General features: G+C 28.0%; 19 protein-coding genes and 1 tRNA gene. 8 read left to right on the forward strand and 12 right to left on the reverse strand.

From position 1 onward, the window contains the following. The first annotated feature begins 225 nt into the window (after positions 1-225). Positions 226-2415: an anaerobic ribonucleoside-triphosphate reductase gene (gene nrdD, locus HMPREF0202_RS12060; protein ID WP_040407446.1), complete on the forward strand. Its 2190-nt coding sequence runs from the start codon at positions 226-228 to the stop codon at positions 2413-2415. An 18-nt stretch (positions 2416-2433) separates the two neighbouring features. Continuing rightward, positions 2434-2943 (forward strand): anaerobic ribonucleoside-triphosphate reductase activating protein, encoded by a 510-nt coding sequence (gene nrdG, locus HMPREF0202_RS12065; protein ID WP_023049651.1) that lies wholly within the window; start codon positions 2434-2436, stop codon positions 2941-2943. Positions 2944-2987: 44 nt separating this feature from the next. On the opposite strand, the gene mglC is transcribed toward nrdG, so the two are convergent. The 3 genes from mglC to mglB form a co-directional block, all read right to left on the reverse strand. Further along, on the reverse strand, positions 2988-3998 hold the full coding sequence (gene mglC, locus HMPREF0202_RS12070) for a galactose/methyl galactoside ABC transporter permease MglC (protein ID WP_023049652.1): 1011 nt from the start codon (positions 3996-3998) through the stop codon (positions 2988-2990). 16 nt (positions 3999-4014) lie between these two features. Then, on the reverse strand, positions 4015-5511 hold the full coding sequence (gene mglA / locus HMPREF0202_RS12075) for a galactose/methyl galactoside ABC transporter ATP-binding protein MglA (RefSeq protein ID WP_040407449.1): 1497 nt from the start codon (positions 5509-5511) through the stop codon (positions 4015-4017). A gap of 61 nt (positions 5512-5572) precedes the next feature. Further along, complete coding sequence (mglB, locus tag HMPREF0202_RS12080) at positions 5573-6556, reverse strand: galactose/glucose ABC transporter substrate-binding protein MglB (protein WP_023049654.1); 984 nt, start codon at positions 6554-6556, stop codon at positions 5573-5575. Between the two features lie 185 nt (positions 6557-6741). Between mglB and HMPREF0202_RS12085 the strand changes: the two genes are divergently transcribed. Further along, positions 6742-6818 (forward strand) — tRNA-Arg (locus tag HMPREF0202_RS12085). A 7-nt stretch (positions 6819-6825) separates the two neighbouring features. On the opposite strand, the gene HMPREF0202_RS12090 is transcribed toward HMPREF0202_RS12085, so the two are convergent. Beyond that, the gene (locus HMPREF0202_RS12090) at positions 6826-7596 is read right to left on the reverse strand and encodes a homocysteine S-methyltransferase family protein (RefSeq protein ID WP_023049655.1); all 771 of its coding nucleotides are present in this window, start codon (positions 7594-7596) and stop codon (positions 6826-6828) included. A 39-nt stretch (positions 7597-7635) separates the two neighbouring features. After that, a complete protein-coding gene (locus tag HMPREF0202_RS12095; RefSeq protein WP_023049656.1) occupies positions 7636-8619 on the reverse strand; it encodes a DNA processing protein DprA in 984 nt (327 codons plus the stop codon). Between the two features lie 320 nt (positions 8620-8939). On the opposite strand from HMPREF0202_RS12095, the gene HMPREF0202_RS12100 reads away from it, so the two are divergent. Next, the gene (locus HMPREF0202_RS12100; protein ID WP_023049657.1) at positions 8940-10262 is read left to right on the forward strand and encodes a YjiH family protein; all 1323 of its coding nucleotides are present in this window, start codon (positions 8940-8942) and stop codon (positions 10260-10262) included. A gap of 50 nt (positions 10263-10312) precedes the next feature. On the opposite strand, the gene HMPREF0202_RS12105 is transcribed toward HMPREF0202_RS12100, so the two are convergent. Continuing rightward, a complete protein-coding gene (locus HMPREF0202_RS12105) occupies positions 10313-11638 on the reverse strand; it encodes an MATE family efflux transporter (RefSeq protein ID WP_023049658.1) in 1326 nt (441 codons plus the stop codon). A gap of 149 nt (positions 11639-11787) precedes the next feature. On the opposite strand from HMPREF0202_RS12105, the gene HMPREF0202_RS12110 reads away from it, so the two are divergent. Then, complete coding sequence (locus tag HMPREF0202_RS12110; protein WP_023049659.1) at positions 11788-12537, forward strand: glucosaminidase domain-containing protein; 750 nt, start codon at positions 11788-11790, stop codon at positions 12535-12537. A gap of 29 nt (positions 12538-12566) precedes the next feature. On the opposite strand, the gene HMPREF0202_RS12115 is transcribed toward HMPREF0202_RS12110, so the two are convergent. Both HMPREF0202_RS12115 and HMPREF0202_RS12120 read right to left on the reverse strand, forming a co-directional pair. Then, complete coding sequence (locus HMPREF0202_RS12115; RefSeq protein ID WP_023049660.1) at positions 12567-13796, reverse strand: GNAT family N-acetyltransferase; 1230 nt, start codon at positions 13794-13796, stop codon at positions 12567-12569. A 79-nt stretch (positions 13797-13875) separates the two neighbouring features. Further along, entirely contained in the window at positions 13876-15051 is a 1176-nt protein-coding gene (locus tag HMPREF0202_RS12120; protein ID WP_023049661.1) for a dicarboxylate/amino acid:cation symporter, read from the reverse strand. 466 nt (positions 15052-15517) lie between these two features. Between HMPREF0202_RS12120 and HMPREF0202_RS12125 the strand changes: the two genes are divergently transcribed. Continuing rightward, the gene (locus tag HMPREF0202_RS12125; protein ID WP_211231179.1) at positions 15518-16162 is read left to right on the forward strand and encodes a potassium channel family protein; all 645 of its coding nucleotides are present in this window, start codon (positions 15518-15520) and stop codon (positions 16160-16162) included. A 48-nt stretch (positions 16163-16210) separates the two neighbouring features. On the opposite strand, the gene HMPREF0202_RS12130 is transcribed toward HMPREF0202_RS12125, so the two are convergent. Further along, positions 16211-17452, reverse strand: coding sequence for a coproporphyrinogen-III oxidase family protein (locus HMPREF0202_RS12130; protein ID WP_040407451.1), 1242 nt, complete (start codon positions 17450-17452; stop codon positions 16211-16213). Between the two features lie 139 nt (positions 17453-17591). Continuing rightward, on the reverse strand, positions 17592-18302 hold the full coding sequence (locus HMPREF0202_RS12135) for a MurR/RpiR family transcriptional regulator (RefSeq protein WP_023049664.1): 711 nt from the start codon (positions 18300-18302) through the stop codon (positions 17592-17594). Between the two features lie 120 nt (positions 18303-18422). Between HMPREF0202_RS12135 and HMPREF0202_RS12140 the strand changes: the two genes are divergently transcribed. Then, a complete protein-coding gene (locus HMPREF0202_RS12140; protein WP_040407453.1) occupies positions 18423-19637 on the forward strand; it encodes a molybdopterin molybdotransferase MoeA in 1215 nt (404 codons plus the stop codon). Next, positions 19630-20724, forward strand: coding sequence for a molybdopterin-guanine dinucleotide biosynthesis protein B (gene mobB, locus HMPREF0202_RS15005; protein ID WP_023049666.1), 1095 nt, complete (start codon positions 19630-19632; stop codon positions 20722-20724). Before HMPREF0202_RS12140 ends, mobB begins: the two co-directional genes overlap by 8 nt. Positions 20725-20740: 16 nt before the next feature. Here the strand turns inward: mobB and HMPREF0202_RS12150 are convergent, their stop codons facing one another. Continuing rightward, positions 20741-21664: an SLAC1 family transporter gene (locus tag HMPREF0202_RS12150; protein ID WP_023049667.1), complete on the reverse strand. Its 924-nt coding sequence runs from the start codon at positions 21662-21664 to the stop codon at positions 20741-20743. A gap of 13 nt (positions 21665-21677) precedes the next feature. After that, positions 21678-23753 (reverse strand): molybdopterin oxidoreductase family protein, encoded by a 2076-nt coding sequence (locus HMPREF0202_RS12155; RefSeq protein WP_023049668.1) that lies wholly within the window; start codon positions 23751-23753, stop codon positions 21678-21680. Positions 23754-23881 lie beyond the last annotated feature (128 nt).

A 23881-nucleotide genomic window follows, 5' to 3' on the forward strand; every position in this document is an offset into this window, starting at 1 on the left:
CAATATATATTGTGTTTTTTATTTTTTTCTATGAATTTTTTTTGCTCTATTTTTTTTAATTTGATTATTTTTTTAACTTCATTTTGCTTTAGTAACTCTATATTTTTCTGTCAAATATTTTTTTTTAACCATTTTTTTAATCATTTTTACTTTTTTACACATTTGTAGAATTATATAAAAATGTGTATAATAATTGAAGAAAAAAATAAAAATGGGGTGATTTCTTTGAAAGAAGTTATTAAAAGAGATGGATCAACTGTAAACTTTGATAAAAGTAGAATTGTTAGAGCTATTACTATGGCTTTTAATCAAAAAGAAAAATTAGTTAATACCGATCTTATTGAGAAAATAGCGTCTCAAATAGAAAATCTTGATACTCCTAAGATGCATGTTGAGGAAATCCAGGATATTGTTGTAAAAAAACTTATGGGATCTTCTGAAAAAGATATTGCACTTTCTTATCAAGAATATCGTACTGTTAAAAATGAGCTAAGAAAAAAAGAACAGGTTATATATAAAAAAATTGGTGAATTAATCGACGCATCTAACGAAGATATGTTAAATGAAAATGCTAATAAAGATGGAAAAACAATCTCTGTACAAAGAGATTTATTAGCTGGTATTTCATCGAAAGATTATTATTTAAATAGAATTCTACCAAAACACTTAAAAGAAGCTCATGAAAGTGGAAGAATACACATACATGATTTAGATTACCTTCTTTTTAGAGAAACAAATTGTGAGTTAGTTAATATTGAACAAATGTTAAAAGGTGGATGCAATATCGGTAATGCTAAAATGTTAGAACCTAACTCTGTTGAAGTTGCAGTTGGACATATTGTACAAATTATCGCTTCTGTTTCTTCGAATACTTATGGTGGATGCTCTATTCCTTACCTTGACAGAGCATTAGTTCCATATATTGTTAAAACATTTAAAAAACATTTTGCAAAAGGATTAAAGTATATAGAAAGATTAACTCAAAGTGAAATCGATTCAATTCTTTCTACAACTGATATCAACTACTCTAATGAATCTTTAAAAGCAAAATATCCAAACGCTTTTGATTATACTGTAGATATGACTGAGGAGTCTGTAAAACAGTCTATGCAAGGTTTAGAATATGAAATCAATAGTTTATCTACAGTTAATGGTCAAACTCCTTTTACTACTATAGGAATAGGAACTGAAACATCTTGGGAAGGTAAATTAGTTCAAAAATTTGTGTTCAAAACTAGAATGGAAGGATTTGGAGCAAAAAAAGAGACTGCTATATTCCCTAAAATCGTTTATGCTGTTTGCGATGGATTAAACTTCAATCCTGAAGATCCAAACTGGGATATATCTCAACTTGCTTTTGAATGTATGACAAAATCTGTTTATCCTGATATCTTATTCGTTACACCAGAACAAGTTAAAAACGGTACTGTTGTTTATCCTATGGGATGTAGAGCGTTCCTATCTCCTTGGTGGGACGAAAACGGAAATGAAAAATACTCAGGTAGATTTAATATTGGAGCTACTACAATTAACTTACCTAAAATCGCTATAAAAAATAGAGGTAACGAAGCTGGATTCTATAAAGAATTAGATGAAATTTTAAACCTTTGTAAAGAAAATAGTATATTCAGAGCTAAATATTTAGAAAATACTCCTGCAGAAATTGCTCCAATTCTTTGGATGGCCGGTGCTCTTTCTGAGAAACAAGCTAAAGAAACAATCAAAGATTTAATCTGGGGCGGATATGCTACCGTATCTATTGGTTATATTGGTCTTAGCGAAGTTTCTGAGCTTATATATGGTAAAAACTTTGCCTTAGATGAAGAATCATATGATAAAACATTTAAAATTTTAGAATATATTTCTAAAAAAGTTAAAGAATTTAAAGATGAAACAAAATTAGGATTCGCTCTTTATTCTACACCTTCTGAATCTCTTTGTGATAGATTTGCCCAAATAGATTTAAAAGAGTTTGGTCCAATTGAAGGAATCACTGATAAAGAATATTACGATAACTCTTTCCACGTTTCTTCTAAAATTAAAATAAATCCTTTTGAGAAATTGAGATTAGAGGCTCCTGGACATACTTTAGCAGCTGGTGGACATATCAGTTACATTGAAACTGATTCTTTAAAGAAAAACCTTGAAGCTGTATATCAAGTTTTAAGATATGCTCAATCAATTGGGATTCACTATATGGGAATTAATCAACCAGTTGATAAATGTCACATCTGTAACTTTAATGGAGAATTTTTAGCAACAGAAAGAGGATTTGAATGCCCACAATGTGGAAATCATGATTCTACTAAAATGAATGTTATAAGAAGAGTATGTGGTTACTTAGCTCAACCTGATTCTAGACCTTTCAATAAAGGAAAACAAAAAGAGGTTATAAATAGAGTTAAACATATGTAAAATGATGGGAGATTGATTATGAATTATTCTGGTATTAAATATACAGATATGATTAACGGGGAAGGTATTAGAGTTAGTCTTTTTGTAAGTGGTTGTTCACACTATTGTAAAGATTGTTTTAATTCTGATACTTGGGATCCAAATTATGGTTCTCTATTTACTGAAGAAACTGAAAATGATATTTTAAACTATTTTAAAAAATATGATAAAAGTATAAAAGGATTATCTTTATTAGGAGGAGACCCTACTTATATCAGTAATATAGATCCTCTTGTGTCTTTTATAAAGAAATTTAAAAATCTTTTTCCTGAAAAAGATATCTGGATTTGGTCAGGTTTTACTTGGGAAGCTATTATTGAAAGCCCAAAGTTATTGTCTCTTATAGAATTATGTGATATTTTAGTCGATGGAAAGTTTCGAATAGAAGAAAAAGATTTAAATCTTAAATGGCGTGGTAGTAAAAATCAAAGAATCATTAATATAAAAAAAAGTTTAGAGTTAAAAGAAACCATCAAATATATAGATTAAAAAAGAATCTAGAGGAGTATACCTCTAGATTCTTTTTATTATTTCTATTTTTTCTTTACATATTTTAATGTATCTAATGCAACTGCCATAACTATTATTAATCCTTTTATTATATATTGCCAATATGGATTTACTCCTATAAAAGTTAATCCATAGTTTATTACAGTAAAAATTATAACCCCTATTAATACTCCTGGAACTGTTCCTACTCCTCCTGAAAACGAAACTCCCCCTACAACACAAGCTGCTATAGCATCCATCTCATACATATTTCCAAGGTTATTTGTAGCACTTCCTACTCTTCCAGCCTCTAACATTCCACCAAAAGCATAGAATATTCCAGATAATGTATAAACTAGCACTAATGTCTTTTTTACATTTACTCCTGATACCTTAGCCGCTTCAGGATTTCCTCCTACTGCAAATAAATTTTTTCCAAAAGTTGTTTTATTCCATAAAATCCATATAAACAATACTGCTAATGCTGCATAAATAATCAGATAGTTAAATCTAAATCCTGCTATTGTGAAATAGCCTTGAGCAAAATTAGTAAAACTCTTTGAGAATCCTGCTATTGGTGAAGCTCCAACATAATCATAATATAAAGAGTTTGCACCATAGATTATAATCATCGAACCTAGCGTTGCAACAAATGGAGTTACATTTAAGTATGCTACAACAAATCCATTTAAAAATCCAACAAATGCTCCAATAATTCCTATTATAACTATAACAGCTGGAATTGGTAATGTATCTAGATTAGGAAATACTTTATTTACATTAGTCATTGCCTGTAATAATGTCGCCGAAATTACTGCTGATAACCCTACTTGTCTTCCTACAGATAAATCTGTTCCCTGAGTAACTATTATTCCTGCTACCCCTAAAGCTAATATTGTTCTAACTGATGATTGAGTTAATATATTCCTCATATTTCTAAAACTTAGAAAAGATGGTTCTTTTATAATTATTCCTGCTATAAGTATCAATAATACTAAATATAATCCTCCATCCAATAGAAGTTTTTTTGTATCTTTACCTTTAAAAAATTCCATTTTGTCCTCCCATAACTTATAAATATAATGATGCTAATTTTAAAATCTCTTCTTGACTTGTTTCATGAGTATTTACAATTCCAGCTACTTTTCCATTACTCATAACTAATATTCTATCTGTAACCCCTAAAAGCTCTGGCATTTCAGAAGAAATCATAATTATTCCTTTTCCTTTATTTGCCAAGTCTAGCATTAACTGATAAATTTCATATTTAGCTCCTACATCTATCCCTCTTGTTGGTTCATCTAACATCAGTATATCCGGACTAGTTAAAAGCCATCTTCCTATTATTACTTTTTGTTGGTTTCCACCTGATAAATTTCCTATAGGAGTTTTTTGATTCGGTGTCTTTACCCTCATTGAATCAATAACCCATTTTGTATCTCCATACATTTTAGAAGAGTTCAAAATTTTATTTTTTCCTTCGTAATTAGTCATATTAGATATTAACGAATTAAATTCAATATTTAACTGAGGAAAAATACCTGTAGCTCTTCTCTCTTCTGTTACAAGTGCAAAACCATTTTTTATAGCTTCTAAACTAGTTTTATTTTCTATTTCTTTTCCATTTATTATTACTTTTCCACTTTCTCTTTCTCTAATTCCAAATATAGTTTCAACTATATCTGTTCTTTTAGATCCAACTAATCCTGCTACTCCAAGGATTTCTCCTTTTTTCAATTCAAAAGTTATATCTTTTATAGATGGTTGATTCTTAGCTGTTAAGTTTTCTACTTGAAGTACCACTTCTTGAGGAACATTTGTTTTTTCAGGAAATCTTTGAGTTAAAGATCTTCCAACCATCATACTTATTATCTCATCAGTTGATAACCCATCTAAACTAGTTGTAGTAACCCACTGTCCATCTCTTAGTATTGTTATATCATCACAAATCTCTTTTATTTCTTCCATTTTATGAGATATATATACAACACCACAACCTCTATCTGTAAGCTTTTTGATAATCTTAAAAAGATGTCCAACTTCCTTTTCTGTTAGAGAGGATGTAGGCTCATCCATTACTATTATTTTAGAATTATATGAAAAGGCCTTTGCTATCTCAACCATTTGCATCTGTGATACAGATAATGTTGAAACTTTCGCTTTTGGATCTACATCAATTTCCAACTCTTTAAATATTTTCTTTGTATCTTCATACATCTTTTTATGATCTACAAATATTCCTTTTAAAGGATACCTCCCTAACCAAACATTGTCCATTACAGTTCTTTGTAAAACTTGATTTAGTTCTTGGTGAACCATTGATACACCATTTTCTAAAGCATCTTTAGCTGAAATAAAATTAACTTCTTTTCCATCTAAGAAAACTTTCCCCTCATCTCTTGAATAAATTCCAAATAAACATTTCATTAAAGTTGACTTCCCAGCTCCATTTTCTCCCATTAAAGCATGAACTGTATGAGGTCTTATTTTTAAATTTACCTTATCTAGAGCTTTTACTCCGGGAAAAGACTTTGATACTTCTGTCATTTCTAGTAAATATTTTTCCATACCCACTCCTTAAAATCTAAATATTTTATAAAGAAAGGGAGGCTCATACCTCCCCTACACACTACTTTTTAAAATCTTTTAAATTGTCTTTATCTACTCCTACATAAGGTACTCTTAATACTTTATCTTTTAATTCCCATTTTGTTCCTTCTGTAGGTTTTTTCCCTTCAGCTAAATTTTTTGCAATTTCGTATGTTGCTTGACCTTGGTTCATTCCATCATTAAGTACTGTTCCTGCAACATCTCCGTTTTCAACCATAACTAAAACTTCAGCTAAAGCATCTACTCCAAATACAGGAGTTTTTGCTTTTCCATTAGCTTTTAATGCTTCAACAGCTCCCATTGCCATTCCATCATTATTTGCAATTACAACCTCTATTTTTTCACCATTTGGACCTGATAACCATGCTTCCATTTTATCTTTTGCCATAGCAGCATCCCACATTCCAGTATCCATATGTAATTCTTGTGTTTTTATTCCTTTTTCATTTAAAGTTTGTGTTACATATGTTGTTCTAGCTTCTGCGTCTGGATGTCCAGGCTCTCCTTTTAAAAGAACATATTGTAATACTCCATCTTTATTTAAATCCCAAGCTGGATTTGCTGCCCAATGTTTAGCTATTACTTCCCCTTGAATAACTCCCGATTCTTTTGAATCTGTTCCTACATAGTAAGCTTTATCATAACTTTCCATATCTGCTTTAGACGGTTCTTTATTATAAAATACAACTGGAATATCTTCAGCTTTAGCTTTTTGGATTATTGTTGAAGCTGCTGCTGGGTCAACTAAGTTAATTGCTAATGCATCTACCCCTTTAGCAATTAAAACGTCTACTTGGTCATTTTGCTTAGATTGGTCATTTTGTGAATCGTTCATTAAAATTTCAACATTTTTATCGTTCTTTGCTACCTCTTCAATTCTTTGTCTAACTGTTGACATAAAATTATCATCATAACGATAAACTGTCACTCCAATTTTTGTTGGTGCTGCTGATGCCATTGTCGTAAGAGCTAATGCTCCTAATAAAACCGAAACTCTTTTCATAAAACCCCTCCAAAATTGTAATTATATGAAACATATTGTTAATTATACTTTATAATTAAACCCAATGTCAAGCATATGAAAAAACTAAAAAAGAAGTTTTTTTCCTAAGTAAAAAAACTTCTTTTTTATCGCTATTTTTTATCTTGACTTTTATTTTTTTATATGTTACATTCAAAATATAAAGTGTATCTGTAGCTCAGTTGGATAGAGCAACTCCCTCCTAAGGAGTAGGTCATGAGTTCAACTCTCGTCAGGTACACCATTTTATTTTAAAACTTTTCTAAAGTTTTTTTTAGTATTTTTATATGATTAAAATCTGTTCCACAACATCCACCAACAATATCAACTACATTTACTTTTAGTAATTCATTTATATCTTTTATAAACTTTTCTATATCTCCATTAGAATTTGGATGAAATGATATCTTTAAATTTGTTTCTTTTTTAAATTTTTTTAATACTCCTATAATCTCTCTTGTTAATTCACTACAATTGATTCCTATTGATATAATATATTTATTCAAAAATTTTTCATATACATCTATAAGTTTTTCACCAGAATAAAGTTTCCCATCTTTATCAACTGCAAATGAAATCATAACAGGTTTTACTAACTTTTTGTCTTCCATTTGTTTTTTTAATAATTTTAAACTCTCTAATCCTTTATCTAAGTTATAAATCGTTTCAATCATAATAATATCTACATCACTATCCAAAATTCCATCTATTTGATCTTTATCTGGCAAACAAAAAGTTCCAATACTTTTTTTATTATACTTGTCAGCAATTTCTTTACAAATCTTTCCTCCTAATAGTGCATATTCATAAGCTTTCTCTTCGTTTTCTCCATAATTTTTCAAAGCTTCTTTAGAACAATTAAAAGTATTTGCCTTTAAACAATCCGCTCCTACCTCTACATATTTTTCATGTATTTCTTTTATTAATTCGGGTTTTGTACAATTTAATTTTTCTCTGCATTTATCCTCTATTTTATATATATTTGAAATTATTGTTCCCATAGCTCCATCTAATAAAATCATATCTAAAATACCTCCTTCTAATTTCTCCTTTATTATATCTCAAGAAAATTCAAAAGTAAAAAGAGTATTTGGTTTAGAAGTTAAAATTTTAATTAAATTTATATCAGAATAGGAACTTATAAACGTAACTTTAGATATATTTTTCATATTAAATATAGTTTGATTTATTTTTATATTTCTAATATAAACTCTCTTTTTTTCTGAAAAAGCCACTTTTAAAGTTGTTATAGTTCCACCTTTTTTTCCAGTTTCTAAAATTAATAGCTCTTCTGTTAAATAAGCTTGAATTCTATTTCTTTGAAGAAGATATATTCCTCTTACTTTTAAACTAGGAGGTATCTCAGATAAAATCGTTCCACCATTATCTAAAATTTCATTTGCTAAACTTAAATGTTCTTTTGGATAAATTTCACTTCCTAACCCTTGACCTAATATAGCTATATTTTTTATATTATATTTTAAAGTAATTTTATGTCCAATAAAGTCGCAACCAATAGCTAATCCACTTATATTGTATTTTAATTCTCTCCTCATATTTTTTATGACCTCTTCTGTAAATTCCTCTATATTTCGACCTTCAGGTTTTCTTGTGCCCACTATACAAATTGAATTATTCAAACTGCTTGCATTTATTTCTTCCCCTTTATAATACAACACAAACGGCGGTATTTTACATAATCTCAATCTTTGAGGATAATTTGAACAAAAATATGTAATAAACTTTATATTGTCTTTATCCATTATTTTTTTCTCTTCCTCTATTTGTTTTCTTAAGTTTTTCAACATCTTAAAATCACTAAAAAAGATTTTTATTTTTTCTTTTTCTGCTCCATCTTTTAATATATTTATAACCTCTAATGCTTCATTATAATTTCCATTTAATATATTTATTCCTAATTCACTAGATTTTTTAAAAATTCTAAATAGATATTCAGGTGAAAAAGCTAAAATATCTATTTTTCCAACATTTATAACCATCGAACCTATCATTGACCATAAAATCATATCATCTTTCGAATACATAACTTTCTCGCCTCCACATTTTGTATTTATAAAGATAAATACTTAAAATTATATTTTAACCTTTTTATTTATTTTATTTTTTTCTTTACAATCTCTTTTATTTAATGTATACTTAACTGACAATTTAAACAGAGGTTAGTTCACTTATATGTTTTGAGCCTAAGGCCGATGGCGATGACGACATGTTCCTGTGAATTAAGTATTACGAAGCTGCCATAGTAATACGCTTAATAATATAAGTTCTCAATTCAGGCATACTTTTATTTAAAGTATGTTTTTTTATTTGGCAGAAATTTTATAATTTCTGGAGGTTTTTTATAATGGCAATACTAAAATTTGGTATTTATTCTTTCATAGGGCTTTTAGCATTCTTAGCTCCTATTACAATTGGTGGTGAATCATCTATTATTATGGGTCACCTTAAAAACTTTGTTCTAAATAATTTTTCAAGTTGGGTTAATTTCTTAATAATGTTTTGTTCTGTTATTACTATTACTGGAACAACTCTTGGATTTATCAAAAAGAATTTTAAAGAACAATACTTAAATGATTTATTCGTTACAGATAAATTAAGTGGAATTTTAAGAATTGGTGGTTCTTTTATGTTCATTTTAATCTCACTTGGACTTGCACCTGAATTTTTAAGTAATGAGAACACTGGTGGATTAATGGCTGGAGATATGATTCCACCTCTTATGGTTACTTTTTTTATAGGAGTTATGCTTATGCCACTTCTTACATCTTTTGGATTAGTTGAATTTATTGGAACTTTAATTGCTCCAATTATGAGAAAAATATTTAAAGTTCCTGGATATGCAGCTATCGATGCCCTTGCGTCATTTCTTGGAGATGGAACTATTGGAATTGTAGTTACAGACCAACAATACCAAAAAGGATATTACACTCAAAGAGAAGCTGCAATTATTGCAACATCATTCTCAATAGTAGGAATATCTTTTGCTGCTGTTGTTGCTGATTTATTAAAATTCTCTAAAATATTTTGGATATTTTATGGAACTATTGCTTTTTCAACTATAATTGCTGGATTTATAATCGCTAGATTACCTTTAAAAAAATTCAAAAATGAATACTACGAAGGTAATAAAGTTGATGATAGTGGAGCTAGAAGTTTTGCTGAAGCTCTTCATTTAGCAACTACTACAGCTGGAAAAGCATCTGAAAAAGAGATTGTTGTGGATTCTCTTTTTAAAGTATTAGTTATCTATGTAACTTTTATTCCTGTTATTATGTGTGTTGGATCTATTGGTTTAGTTATTGCAGAAAATACTAATTTCTTCAATATTTTATCTATGCCTTTAATGCCTATTTTAAGAGGATTAGGATTTACTCATGAAGTAGCATCACAAATGGCTCCTGCTATGATTGTTGGTTTCTCTGATATGTATTTACCTGCTTTATTTATTGAAAATACAACAAGTGAAGTAGCTAGATTTATAGTTGGAACTCTTTCTTTTGCACAATTGATATTCCTAAGTGAAACTGGTATGATTCTTGTTAATTCGAAAATGGGATTCTCTATATTAGATGTCGCTAAATTCTTTATTTTAAGAACTGCTATTACATTCCCTGTTATCTATTCAATAGCTATGATACTTGTTAAATTTGGAATTTTAAGCTATTAATTTAAATAAAAAAAGCAGCTCACATTATTTTGTAAGCTGCTTTTTTATTTCTAAACAAATCCTTTAGCCATCCATTTTTTAGTTTTCCAACGCCATAACATTGCAAAACCTCTTATCCATTCATCTGTTCCATTAGCTATCCATACTCCAACCAAAGCCCATTCCATTCTTATTCCTAATAACCACGATAATGGTGCAGCTACTCCAAGCATAACTATACACCCCATTATCATTGGGAACTTTATATCTCCTGCTGCATGAAGTGCATTTATAACTACAATATTAAACGTTCTTCCAGTTTCTATAAAAATTAACCACGGAAATACTTTCGCTGTTGCTTTCACAACTTCCATATCTTTAGTAAATAATTCCATTATTTGAAATCTTAAAAAATAAACTATAACTGAAACTAATGCCGCGGCTATAAAAGATAGTGTTAAGCTTTTCATGCATTGATTATACGCTCTATCTTTATCTCCTGCTCCCACAAGTTGCCCTACTTGTATTGCTGTTCCATGTCCTAAAGCAATGGAAAAAATCATAATAAAGGAAGAGATTAATGCTAAATATGTTCTTGCTGTAATCTCAATTGTTCCCATTGTATTTACCATAGCTAAAATTATAACTTGTGTTAAACTCCACGTTAAATGTTCTCCTGCTGTAGGAATTCCAATAGATAAAATTTGCTTAACTTTTTCATGAGTAAATTTCTTCAAATCTTCTACAATTTTAAATTTACAATAATTTGTCATTACAAGTAATGAAATTATCGCACCTATAAATCTTGAAAAAACTGTGGATAATCCAACGCCAGTTACACCTAGAATTGGTGCTCCTAGCCACCCAAAAATAAACATTCCATTTCCTAAAATATTTAATAAATTAACTCCAACATTTACAAATAGCATAGGCTTTGTATTTCCATAGCTTTTTAATATAGCTCCATTTGTAAGAGAGATTGCTTGAAATATACATAGTCCACCTACTAATTTAAAATAATTCATACCAATCTCTCTAAGACTCAATGGTAATTTTATCTTTACTAAAATCCATTCCCATGCAACTAAATATATTAATCCTAAAACTGCACCAATAACCACATTCATTACTAAAGAAGCTGCTATTACCTCCTTTGTAGATTTATGATTTTTTGCACCTACATATTGAGACATAAGAATTGTTGTTCCTAAACAAATAAAACTAAGAATTGTATTTTGAATAAGCAAAACTTGACTCATTCCCCCAACTGCTCCAACAGCTTTATCACTAAATCTTCCTAACATTATGGTATCAATATTTCCTACTACAGTAACTAATAACAGTTCTAAAAATATTGGAATTGTTATTGAAAATAATGATTTTTTTTGCTCTAACATCTATTGCCCTCTCCTACCATGATTTAATATTTTATATCGTTTTATTATACTATACCTTTAGCTCCGTGTAAATTTTTTATTGATTTTTAATGTATCATCATGTATAATCTAACGTATATTAAAATTATTATATTGATAAAGGAGAAGCTATGTTAAAAAAATTAGTTATTAGTATGCTCATTTTTTTCCTTTATTCATCTTTTTCATTCTCTATTGATAGGGATTTTCATATCCCACACGAAATTAAATATAAAACTATCGAAGTAAAAACATTAAAAGATTTAGAGAATAAACCTACTGGAAATCATGTTTACTCTTTAGATGGATTAGATTTAAAAAAATTAAGCGTACGTAGTAGAAAAGAAGTTTTTATTTCAATGCTCCTGCCTAGTATTGAAATTGTAAACAAAGAAATTGATAGAGATATTTCTATCATAGAAACATTATCTAAAAAAAATTCTCATACTTCTGAGGAAAAAAAAGAATTAGATAGAATTTTTAATTCTTATAAAGTTTCAGCTTATAATTGGTCTGAGCTTAAAAAAAGAATGATTAAATACCCTACATCACTTATTCTTTCGCAAGCAGCTATTGAAAGTGGTTGGGGAACATCAAAGGTTTTTAAAGAGAAAAATAATCTTTTTGGTATGAATGCTTATAAACATACAAATCGTACTTACAAAGAGTATGACTCTATTAAAGACTCTGTTAAAGATTTTGTTCTAACTCTTTCTAGAGTTAACGCTTACAAATCACTTAGAACTAAAGTTCACGCAGGTGAGCCCCCAGAAAAGATTGCACATGGCTTAACTAGTTACTCTGAATTAAAGGGTGCATATATAAAAAAGGTGCAAACAATGTTAAAACATAATGATTTTGAAAAATATGATGATGCATAAAAAAAAGTCTGCAATTAAGCAGACTTTTTTTAATTCAATAAACAATCTAAATGAATAATAACATTTTTTACTAACGGAAAATCCTCTTTTATAGAATTTTCTAAGTCATCTGATATTTTATGTGCATTATAAACACTCATATTTTTGGGAACTCTTATATGTAGCTCTAAAAATATTTTATCACCAGATTTCCTCATCATAATATCATGAACATTTTTTATATCTGTATTTTCATATATATATTTTTTTATCTCTTCAATAAATTCCATATCTTGTTTATCTAAAATAGTATCTGTCGTTTCTAGTATTACACTAACTCCTTCTTTAAATATCAATACAGCAACCAATATACTTATTATTAAATCGAATATTGGATTTACATAAATAGATAATAAAATTCCTAACACTACACCAAGAGATGCAAATATATCATTTCTACTATCTTTGGCATCTGCTATCAAAGCACTGTTTTCAGTTTCTAACCCTACCCTTATTTTCTGTTTATACATAAAATATTTTACAACTGATGAAAATAAAGCAAAATAAACTGTTAACATTTCAGGAACTTCTCTTTTTTCGCCTGAAAAAAGAATTTCTACTCCTCCCTTTCCTAACTCAAAAGCTGTAAGTATCATAAAAATTCCCATTATTACTCCAATTACACTTTCTATCTTTTCGTGTCCAAAAGGATGTGATTCATCCTCCGGTATATTACTAAAATGAATTCCTAATAAAATACCACTAGACGTTACAACATCTGAAAGCGAATTAAATCCATCTGCTAATAATGCTCTTGATTTTCCTATATATCCAAAGCCTATTTTTGTAGTAGCTAAAATTATATTCCAAAATATGGATGCTATTACTGTTTTTTGTCCTTCCTTTTTTCTAAAATCTTTATTTTCTACATCCTCTATTACAAACTCTCCATCCTCTTTCTTTTTAAACCCAATCTTTATTAAAAAATCTGAAATTGAATTATCTTTACCTACAATTAAATTTCCTTTTTTTATTTTTTTATTAATAATAAAAAGTAAAAGTTTTGTTCCATAAGATTTAAACCTTTCATCTTTTTTTACAAAAATTCTTTTCAACTTATAATTATTCTCGTTTTTTTCTAATAAAATATATGCTATAATTTCATTTTTATTTTCTATAGTATAATACAACCCATCTTTATCTAAAGAAAAATTCTTATCTAACTCTTTAAATTCTTCAAGTTTATTTTCTATATCCTCATATATATAACTCTTATACATCTCTCCTCCGCAAAACAATGATTAGAATATTATATAAAAAAAACTCTCCTTTTACAAGTCTGGAGAGTTTTTTATTTTTTTAATTTTGTAGACTTTTATCTTTTTTAAAAATCCCATTTAATATCAGTGCTAAAGCTCCATCTCCTACAACATTACAAGCCGTTCCAAAGCTATCTTGTAAAGCAAATATTGTTAGCATAAGAGCTATTCCAGTATCATCAAATCCTAATACTGATGATATTATTCCAAGTGATGCCATAACTGTTCCTCCAGGAACTCCAGGAGCACCTATTGCAAATATACCTAATAAAACTACAAATAATACCATTGTTCCTACTGAAGGAAGTGTTCCATATAGTACTTGAGAAACTGTCATTACAAAGAAAACCTCTGTTAAAACTGATCCACATAGATGAACCGTAGCTCCTAATGGAATTGCAAAGTTAGCTATATCGTCATCTAAACTTTTTGATTTTTTAGCACATGATAATGCTACTGGTAAAGTTGCTGCTGAAGACATCGTTCCTACAGCTGTTAAATATGCCGGTCCATAAAACTTCAATAAATTTAATGGATTTTGCTTTGATACAGCTCCACCTATTGTATATAAAATAGATAACCATATAAAGTGCCCTACTAAAACAATTACAACGACTTTTAGGAATATTGGTAGTTGTTTTGTTATACTACCTTCATATGCAAGTGTTGCAAAAGTTGTTGTTATAAAAAATGGTAGTATTGGAATTATAATCTTGTAAACTATTGACAAAATAACATTATTAAACTCATCTAAAGCAGCTTCTAATTTTTTAGAATCTGTCCATACTATTGCTAATCCTAAAAATAAAGCTAAAACTAAAGCTGACATAACAGAAAGTACTGGTGGTATATTTAACTTAAATATCATTGGTGGTAGTGTTTTCAAACCATCTACTACTGTTAATATATTTAACATTGGGATAATCATATACCCTGAAAGCATTGAAAATATAGCTGCTCCTAGTGATGATAGATATGCTAATATTAACATAGCTACTAACATTTTACTCGCATTAGCTTTCATTTTCGTTATAGCAGGTGCTATAAACCCTAAAATAATCAATGGAACTGTAAACGAAATAATTTGACCTAAGATAAATTTAATAGTTTGAATTACTCCAATTACCGGTTCATTAGAAAACAATCCAATAATTAATCCTATGATAACTCCAACAATTAATTTTAATATTAAGTTATCTTTTTTTTCTTTTGACATTTGTTCTCCCCCTTTAAATTAATTTATTAATCTCTTTCTACTTTTCAAGTTTATTACTCTTTGTTCTAATTGTCAAATATTTCTTCTATAATTTTTAAAGGAAATTAAAAATCTTTCGGTAAGTGTTGAATAGAAAATATTTTTTTGGAGGATACTTAAAATTATGATAAATTATAAAAATTTTTTCTCAAAACTAATAGAGAATATCAAGAACATAAAGAATATCAAAAATATTAACGATTTAAAAAAAGAACAAATACGTACTTTTTCTTTAATTCTTTCAATTTTATTTACAGCTTGGGAACTTTATACTTCGAACACAATAAACTCATCTAGAGAATTTATTGTTAGCAGTTTTATAATGATAATATCTATGTTTTTTATTATATATCCCTTTATATACTTTTTTAGACCTAAATTAAAAATTTTTTTGAGCAACCACACTATTTTTTCTATTTTTTTAATTTTGTATTTTATTTTATTAATTCCAATTTTAGGTGGAATTGATTATATATTTTTAAATATATTTTTAGGTAGTTTTATTATTAAGTTTTTACATATTATTTCTATTTTGGTATCAATGTCTTTAATAATTATTATAGTATCCAAACAATTTATTATGCTTATAAATAAAAAAAGGCAAATTAAAGGATTAGATATTCTTACAACATTTTTAACATACATAACCTTAGGATTAGCTTTTGGTTCTTTCTATTATATTTTAAATCTAATGGCACAAAACAATCTTTTTATAGGTGTTGATAAACCCTCTACATTTAATTTAGAAAATTTCCTTAATCATCTTTATATTAGTTTAGGAAGTCTTACAACTGTTGGTTCTGGAAGTATCTCTCCTTTAAATGCATATATACGATTGCTTTGTGTTTTAGAAACCATCTTAGGAATCTTTTTAACAAGTTTTTCTCTTGGATTTATTTTTTCAGCTCTTGGCGCTACATTACCACCTACTTCCCAAGAAGAGAATACTACCGATATCCAGATAACTACTAATATTCCTACAAAAAAATTCCCTTTATTTTGGGGAACAATCGATTTTCTTAAAAAAATAAAATCAGATTTAGATGATATTGAAAACACTTCAACAAATTAAATAAAATAATATAGGCATAAGAATTTTTTGAATTCTTATGCCTATTTTTTATAATCTATTTTCAAGGTATTTTTCAACTAAGAGTGCGGATATATTATTCCCCCAAAATATTCCTTTCTTTGTATATCTATAAAGATTTTTTTCTCTATCTATAGATATATATCCAGTTTTTTCTAACTCTTTTAGAACCTCATATATTTCATTATATTTTTCCTTCACTATATTACTTAACTTTTCTAGTTGAACATCTTCATATTGGGTGATACCTGATATTTTCTTTAATTTCATCACATCTTCTGTATCTAAGGAATAAAACGAAACTAATCTATTTAAATGGTACAACTCTATATTTTGAACTCTTCCCCCTGCTCCTATTCCAATTGGAATTAAATCTTTTAATTTGTGGACATTTCTGATGTACTTATATGAATCTGTTCCTTTTGTTAATTTAGTATGCTCTAAAACTTTATAACCACTCTCTAGTAAAAAATCTAAAAATGCATCATGCAATTCTTTATCTCGTTCAGTTTTATAATCAAAGTTTTTCTCTCCAGAATTTAAATCTTTTGATATTTCAGATCCATCATGAATCATTAAAGAATAATAACTTACACTATCAGGAGATATTTCTGATACAATTCTAGCATCCTCTTTAACTTCTTCAATACTTTGATCTAAATAATTGTATATAATATCTAAACAAACTAATCCTTGAAACTTTGCTTTAATTTCTTTTAGTCTTTTCTTTACAAAGTCTTGATCATAGGTTCTATTCAGCAATTTTCTACCTCTATTTGAAAAAGTCTGTATACCTATACTCAATCTATTAACTCCATACTTTTTCATAACTTCTAACTTTTCCCAAGTTAAATTATGAAGTGTCGTTTCAAATGTAAATTCATAATCTTCTCTCAAAGGAAATACCTCTCTTAAAGTTGATAAAACTACTTCAAGCTGATGAGGCTTCAATATTGTAGGTGTTCCTCCTCCAAAAAATATTACTGAAAATTTCTTTTTCTGTATATAAATTTTGTTTCTATACTTATTTATTTCTTTCACTAAAAATTTTGTATAATCCTCTAAATCATTATCTAACTGTTTCCTATTCATATTACAAAATGAACAAATTTTATCACAAAAGGGTACATGTACATATATTCCACCATCTAAATCTTCTGGTTCCTTTTCCATCAATCCCCAATATGACTGTGGTAATCTTAATTTTCTTTTACTTTTAGACAAAATTATATCCTTAACATCGTGATGTGATTTATATCTTATTTTAAACACTCTCATCCCCCTCTATTTTTTATATAAAATTAAAAATATTTGATTTTCAAATTAAAAGTTGATTTAATTATAATGATTTATTCTAATTTTGTCAATTTAATTAATCTAAATAAAAAATGGAAGAATAAATCCTCCATTATTATTTTAAGTATTCTTCTACTAATTCTTCAAAAAATAATATAGTATTTCCAAAGAAATCATTCTTTTCTAAATTTCTATCATCTAATAAATTACTATTTTTTATTACAAAACTTAATTCAGCTAACTCTTCCATACTACTATTCTTAACTCCCGTTAAAACTATTACAGGAACTTCCTTTAATTTAGCCTTTTGGCACAAATTTAAAATTGCTGCTGTCTCTCCCGATTTTGAAACTACTATTAATACAGGTTTTTCTTCATAATCTCTTTCTACATTCTCCATATATTCTGACATCATAGAAAAATAGCCAATTACCATTAATTTATCCGATATATATTTTGCAATAGGATTTGAAAAACCCACTCCATGAACAAAAATTGGTTTATTTTTTTTTCTTTTCAAAATGTTTTTAAACTTCATTCCTTTTTGTAAAGAAAAATCCAAACAATAATTTTCTGTAACACTCTTTTTTTCTAAACTTGATTTTAAAGTTAATTCTAATCTGTAAACCATGTCTATAAATCCCTTATACCCTAATTTTTTGGATAGATTCATAACTACTGAAGTTGATGCAAAACACTCTTTTGCCACTCCTCTAACACCAATCTCCAAAGCTTTATCTATATTATTTACTATATAACTTAATGCTAACTCTTCTGATTCTGTTAAATTATATCTTTCACCTAACTTATATATATCTATCTCCATATTTTATTCCCCCAGTTTTTATTCTATTATATCATAATTTTTAAATACTTTTTTTCCATATTTTATGCTATATTATTAAAAAGAAATTATTTAATTAAATTTATGCGAGGTGTTATTAATATGGAGCAAATTAGCTTAGAGTACGCCCTTGAAACTCTATTAAAACAAATACAACCCTTAAACACTGTTGAAGAAAAATATATTTTAGATAGTTTAGGTTTTGTCTTAGCCGAAGATATCTTCTCCCCTTTGAACAATCCTCCATTTAATCGTTCTCCTCTAGATGGTTTTACTTTAAATAGTAATGATAGTATAGGAGCTACTAAAGAGAATCCTGTAACTTTTAATGTTATATCTGAAGTTTTTGCAGGAGATTTCTGTAATAAAAAACTTTCTTCGAAAGAAGCTTTTAGAATAATGACTGGAGCACCTATCCCTGATGGATGTAATTGTGTTATTAAGCAAGAAGATGTAGTTTTTAATGAAGAAACTAAAGCTTTATATATTACTAAAGAACTTAAACCATTTGAAAACTTTTGCTTCTTAGGTGAAGATTTAAAGGTTAATGATCTTGTGGTAAAAAAAGGCGAAATAATTACATATAATCATATTGGAGTATTTGCCTCTTTAGGGATTAATACTATTAAAGTTTTAAAAAAACCTAAAGTTGGAGTTTTAAGTTTAGGAAGCGAACTAACTATGCCTGGAAAAACTCTAGAAAAAGGTAAGATTTATAATAGTAATCTTTTCACTCTTATTAGTAAATTAAAATATTTAGGAGTTGAGGGAGTCATGTATCCTCCAATGAGTGATGACTCAACATTAGTTTCAAACTTTATATCCAAAGAACTTAAAAATATAGATCTATTGATAACTACAGGGGGTGTATCTGTTGGAAAAAAAGATATTATGCATGATGTAATAAAAGAACTTAACGCTAATAGACTTTTTTGGAAAATTAATATCCAACCTGGAACTCCTGTTTTAGCATCTGAAAAAGATGGAAAATTAATACTTTCTCTTTCTGGAAATCCTTTTGCATCTTTGGTTAATTTTGAACTTTTAGGAAGACCAATTTTATCTAAACTTAGCTCTAATAGTATAAAAAATACATCTATTGTAGAAGCGGAAGTTAAAGGTGGATTTAATAAAAAATCTTCTAAAAGACGTTTTATTAGAGGATACTTCAAAGAGGGGTATATATATTTAAATGATCAAAAACATTCTTCAGGAACTATATCATCTCTTATTGGAAAAAATGCTATTGTTGAAATTTTACCAGGAACACCATGTTTAAACGAAGGAGATAAGGTTACGGTGATTTTAATTGATTAAAATTAAAGATATTAATGTTTTAATTTTAGCAGGTGGAAAAGGTAGTCGAATGAACTATTGCAATAAGGCTTTATTGGAATATAACAACGAAACTTTTTTAAATCGACTAAACCATCTTTTTTGCGATTTTAGTAAAATTTATCTATCCTTAAATAGTGAACAGGATATTTCTACAGATAATTTTATTAGAATTGATGATGATTATAAAGAGATTGGTCCTATATCTGGTTTGTATAAGGGTATTTTAGAAAGTGACTTAGATTATATTTTTACTGTTCCATGTGATGTTCCGAACCTAACTAAAGATTTTATCGAATATATAACTAGTTTCGTTTCACCTTATCATGACGCTTTTATAGTTAGAGATAAAGATGGATTTATTCATCCTTTACTTGGAATTTACACTAAAAAATCTCTTCCTATAATTAAAGATGCCATTGATAATGACGATTTTAAAGTTTTAAATCTAATGAATAAACTTAATATTAAATTTATTGATTTAAAATATACTATTTTTGATGATAAAAACATCTTAAAAAACATTAATACTCCAGATGATTACAACTCCTTAATTAAAAATAAAAAAACTAATTTTTTTGCAATTTCTGGGGTTAAAAATTCTGGAAAAACAACTTTGATTACAAAACTTTTAAAAAAATTTCTAGAAAATGGTTTTAAAGTTGGAACTATAAAACATGATGGTCATGATTTTCAAATGGATAATCTTGATTCAGATACTGATAAACATATAAAATCAGGTGCATTAGGAACACTTATTTTTTCAAAAAGTAAATATATGTTTTTAGAAAATTCTATTGAAAAAGATTTGAATTTCTACTTAGACTTCTTCAAAAATTATGATTTCATAATTCTAGAAGGCTTTAAAAATAGTTCTTATCCTAAAATAGAAGTTATTCGAAAAGAAGTGTCTAATATTAGTCAATCTAATAAAAATAATTTAAAATTTTTAGTAAGTGATTTAGATTTTATTGAGAATGGAGAAAATTTAGATATTATAGATATTAATGACATCGATAATATTTTTGAAAAATTAATCGATATAATAAGAAAGGATGACCTAATATAATTTAGGTCATCCTCTTTTAATCTTTCTTAAAAAAATAAAATTCTGAAAATCTATAAATTGTATATAAAACAGAGATTGTTGTTATAATAATTTCAATCCAAGCTATAAAAGAAAAACTGGGGTATAACTTACCAAATCTAGTTGCTGCAGTGACACTTATCGTTAGAGGGAATGTAAAAGCTGCAAATGTTGGTGCAAAAGGTAGTGTTTTAGCTCGAAGAACTCCTATCCATGCTGTAAACGTTCCTGTGAAAGCTGCTATTGCTAATAAACAGGCAACCGTTTGATTAACTTCAAATATTCCACTTAAATATCCAGCTAATAAAAGATTTACCGGAGCAGCCACAACAGGAATAGTAATTTTATATTTATTTTCAAATCCTAATCTTATTCCACGTATGATTATAATTGGTAACAATGCTATCACTGAAATAAGTCCTATCCACCAAAATGATTTAGCCCAAGGATCAAACCCCATATTTTTAGCAGTTACAGCTACTGTTATTATTCCTCCGTAAGTTACAAACCATCCAAAATGAAACTCTAAAAGTTTTCCTAACTTAATTCTATAATATGTAAATGTAAACCAAATAATAAGATGAACTAAAGAAGCTATGAACCAAATTAATCTTCCTATTTCTGGATTATATCTATATACATATGTTGAAATTATCAAAATTGCCATATCTAACGAAGTGACAACAGCTCCTCTCATAGTATCTTGTATATCATCTAAAAATGAACTATAACAAAATATAATTTTTGAAATATAAGTAATAACTAAAACTAAAGAGATTAAAATTGTACCTAAAAATATAGATTCTCCATACTTATAACCTAACCCCTCCCATGCTGAACCTAAACCAACTATACCTAGTCCTAAAGCTGAGGCTCCTGAAGGATACTTTTTTAATTTTTCTATTAAACTATTTTCTGCCATAAAGCCTCCTAATTTAAATTTTCTTTATAGATACTGTTGCATATTTATAAGATGGCTCTTTTGAATACGGATCATACAGAGAATCTGTTAGTCTATTTGCCACATTATAGTGCATAGATATAAAAACTTGTCCTGCTACTACTTCATCACTTACTTTAACTTTTATATTGCAATTTCCATTTTTAGATGATACTAAAACTAAATCTTCATCCTTTACTTTCAAATTATCTGCATCTTGCTGACTTATTAGTAAATAGTCCTCCTTTGGGTATGTATGTTGTACTATTGGCATATTCCTTGTTCTTGTTAATGTATGCCAAAGACCTACTCCTCCTCTTCCTGTAATTAAATAAAACGGATACTGCTCATTTGGAAGCTCTGGATATTCTTGTGGGGTTTCAAATATAAATTTTCCTTTTTTATTTTCTGTATAAAAATTATAATCTTCAAATAATATTCTATAATCATTTTCTAAATTTTCTTTATATCTTAAAGGCCATTGAACTCCATTACTATTTTTTAAATTGTCATATTCAACTCCTGTTATATCACAAGGCATCCCTTCAGATATAGCCTTCATCAAATTAAAAGCATCTTTAGGAGTCTTCCATTTATCTAATTTTAATTTGTCATTTAACCCTAAAGCTTTTCCAATTTCTAGTATTATTTCGTAATCGCTTTTTATTCCTTCAGGAGGTTCAACCACTTTTTGAACTGCCCCAAGTCTTCTCTCAGTATTTATAAAAGTTCCTTCTTTTTCTAGAGATGTCGCTGTCGGTAAAAATAAATCTGCCTCTTTTGCTGTTTCTGTATCATAATATATGTCTTGTACTACTAGGAAATCAATTTTTGAATTAAAATTTTCCATAAGTGTATTGTGTGGATAAGATACCATTGGATTAGTTGCTATTATCCAAAGTCCCTTAATATCTTTTGTTTCTACCTTTTCAATAATTTCATTAAATGCTAATGTTGCTCTTGTTGGAATTATCTCATCTTGTATTTCTAAAATATCTCTTATTATTTTTCTATCATTTTCTGAATTAAATTTCCTTCCAGCAAAAAGACAAGTTTCTGCACTATAAAGTCTAGAACCCATAGCATTACATTGCCCAGTTAAGGAGTTGGGCCCACACCCTTCTTTTCCAATAGCTTTTATTAAAAAACAAATATTTATTATTGCTTCTGCTGTTCTTGTAGCCTCATAACTTTGATTTACACCCATCGTCCACCAAAACGACACCTTTTTTTTATTATGTATTTTTTCTGCTAATTCTATTAATACATTATCTTTTATTCCACAACTATCTTCTAATTTATCTAAAGTATATTCTGATACAAATTTTTTAAACTCATCAAAATTCTCTATTTTATTTCTCACAAATTCTATATCTATGTAGTTTTTTTCAATTAAATAGTTAGCTAAAGTATAAAGTAAACATAAATCTCCTTTTAATTTTACAGGTATCCACATGTTAGCCATTTTTGCTGTTTCTGTTTTTCTAGGATCAATCACTATTATTTCTGCATCTTTATTCTCTTTTCTTAATCTCCACCATGGAACTGGATGACTAATAGCTGGATTTGCTCCTATAAAAATAGCTAACTCTGTTGTCATTAAATCATTCCAAGAATATGAAGGAGCATCAAATCCAAAAGATTGATTATAAGAAACTGCTGCTGTTGCCATACATAGTCTTGTGTTTCCATCTCCTTCCATTCCTAATCCAAATCTTCCTATATAACCTAAAATTGCCATCTCTTCTAAAGGTATCTGACCTGTACTTAAAAAAGCTAAAGATCCTCTTCCATATTTATTATTTATATCAATAAATTTTTCTGCAATAATTTCATATGCTTTTTCCCAAGAAATCGGATTCATTTTTCCTTCTTCATCCCTCAATAATGGCGAATTGATTCTATGTTCCATTGAATTTTGATAAGCTATGTTTCTTCCTTTTATACAAGCTAAACCTTTATTAACTGGATGTATTATTACCGGTTTGCAAGACAATATATTATTATTTTCCACTTCAAACTCTAAATTACATCCAGTAGCACAAAAACTACATGTTGTTTGTATACTCATTCCTTTACCTCCACTTTTATTTATATTTTTTTATTCTTTTTTTTATTTTTTTTCCTTTAATTTAAATTTATAGAAGGAGAGTAGAAGATTATTTTGTAAAATAGTTTTAAATATATAAGGAGAGTGAG

It is taken from the genome of Cetobacterium somerae ATCC BAA-474 (genome assembly GCF_000479045.1).
GTDB classification, from domain to species: domain Bacteria; phylum Fusobacteriota; class Fusobacteriia; order Fusobacteriales; family Fusobacteriaceae; genus Cetobacterium_A; species Cetobacterium_A somerae.

Excerpts from the sequence above, each read along its gene's own strand:
- nrdG (WP_023049651.1), top strand. The coding sequence starts at position 2,434 with ATGAATTATTCTGGTATTAAATATACAGATATGATTAACGGGGAAGGT.
- mglC (WP_023049652.1), bottom strand. The coding sequence starts at position 3,998 with ATGGAATTTTTTAAAGGTAAAGATACAAAAAAACTTCTATTGGATGGA.
- mglA (WP_040407449.1), bottom strand. The coding sequence starts at position 5,511 with ATGGAAAAATATTTACTAGAAATGACAGAAGTATCAAAGTCTTTTCCC.
- mglB (WP_023049654.1), bottom strand. The coding sequence starts at position 6,556 with ATGAAAAGAGTTTCGGTTTTATTAGGAGCATTAGCTCTTACGACAATG.
- HMPREF0202_RS12090 (WP_023049655.1), bottom strand. The coding sequence starts at position 7,596 with ATGATTTTATTAGATGGAGCTATGGGAACAATAATTTCAAATATATAT.
- HMPREF0202_RS12095 (WP_023049656.1), bottom strand. The coding sequence starts at position 8,619 with ATGTATTCGAAAGATGATATGATTTTATGGTCAATGATAGGTTCGATG.
- HMPREF0202_RS12100 (WP_023049657.1), top strand. The coding sequence starts at position 8,940 with ATGGCAATACTAAAATTTGGTATTTATTCTTTCATAGGGCTTTTAGCA.
- HMPREF0202_RS12105 (WP_023049658.1), bottom strand. The coding sequence starts at position 11,638 with ATGTTAGAGCAAAAAAAATCATTATTTTCAATAACAATTCCAATATTT.
- HMPREF0202_RS12110 (WP_023049659.1), top strand. The coding sequence starts at position 11,788 with ATGTTAAAAAAATTAGTTATTAGTATGCTCATTTTTTTCCTTTATTCA.
- HMPREF0202_RS12115 (WP_023049660.1), bottom strand. The coding sequence starts at position 13,796 with ATGTATAAGAGTTATATATATGAGGATATAGAAAATAAACTTGAAGAA.
- HMPREF0202_RS12120 (WP_023049661.1), bottom strand. The coding sequence starts at position 15,051 with ATGTCAAAAGAAAAAAAAGATAACTTAATATTAAAATTAATTGTTGGA.
- HMPREF0202_RS12135 (WP_023049664.1), bottom strand. The coding sequence starts at position 18,302 with ATGGAGATAGATATATATAAGTTAGGTGAAAGATATAATTTAACAGAA.
- HMPREF0202_RS12140 (WP_040407453.1), top strand. The coding sequence starts at position 18,423 with ATGGAGCAAATTAGCTTAGAGTACGCCCTTGAAACTCTATTAAAACAA.
- HMPREF0202_RS12150 (WP_023049667.1), bottom strand. The coding sequence starts at position 21,664 with ATGGCAGAAAATAGTTTAATAGAAAAATTAAAAAAGTATCCTTCAGGA.
- HMPREF0202_RS12155 (WP_023049668.1), bottom strand. The coding sequence starts at position 23,753 with ATGAGTATACAAACAACATGTAGTTTTTGTGCTACTGGATGTAATTTA.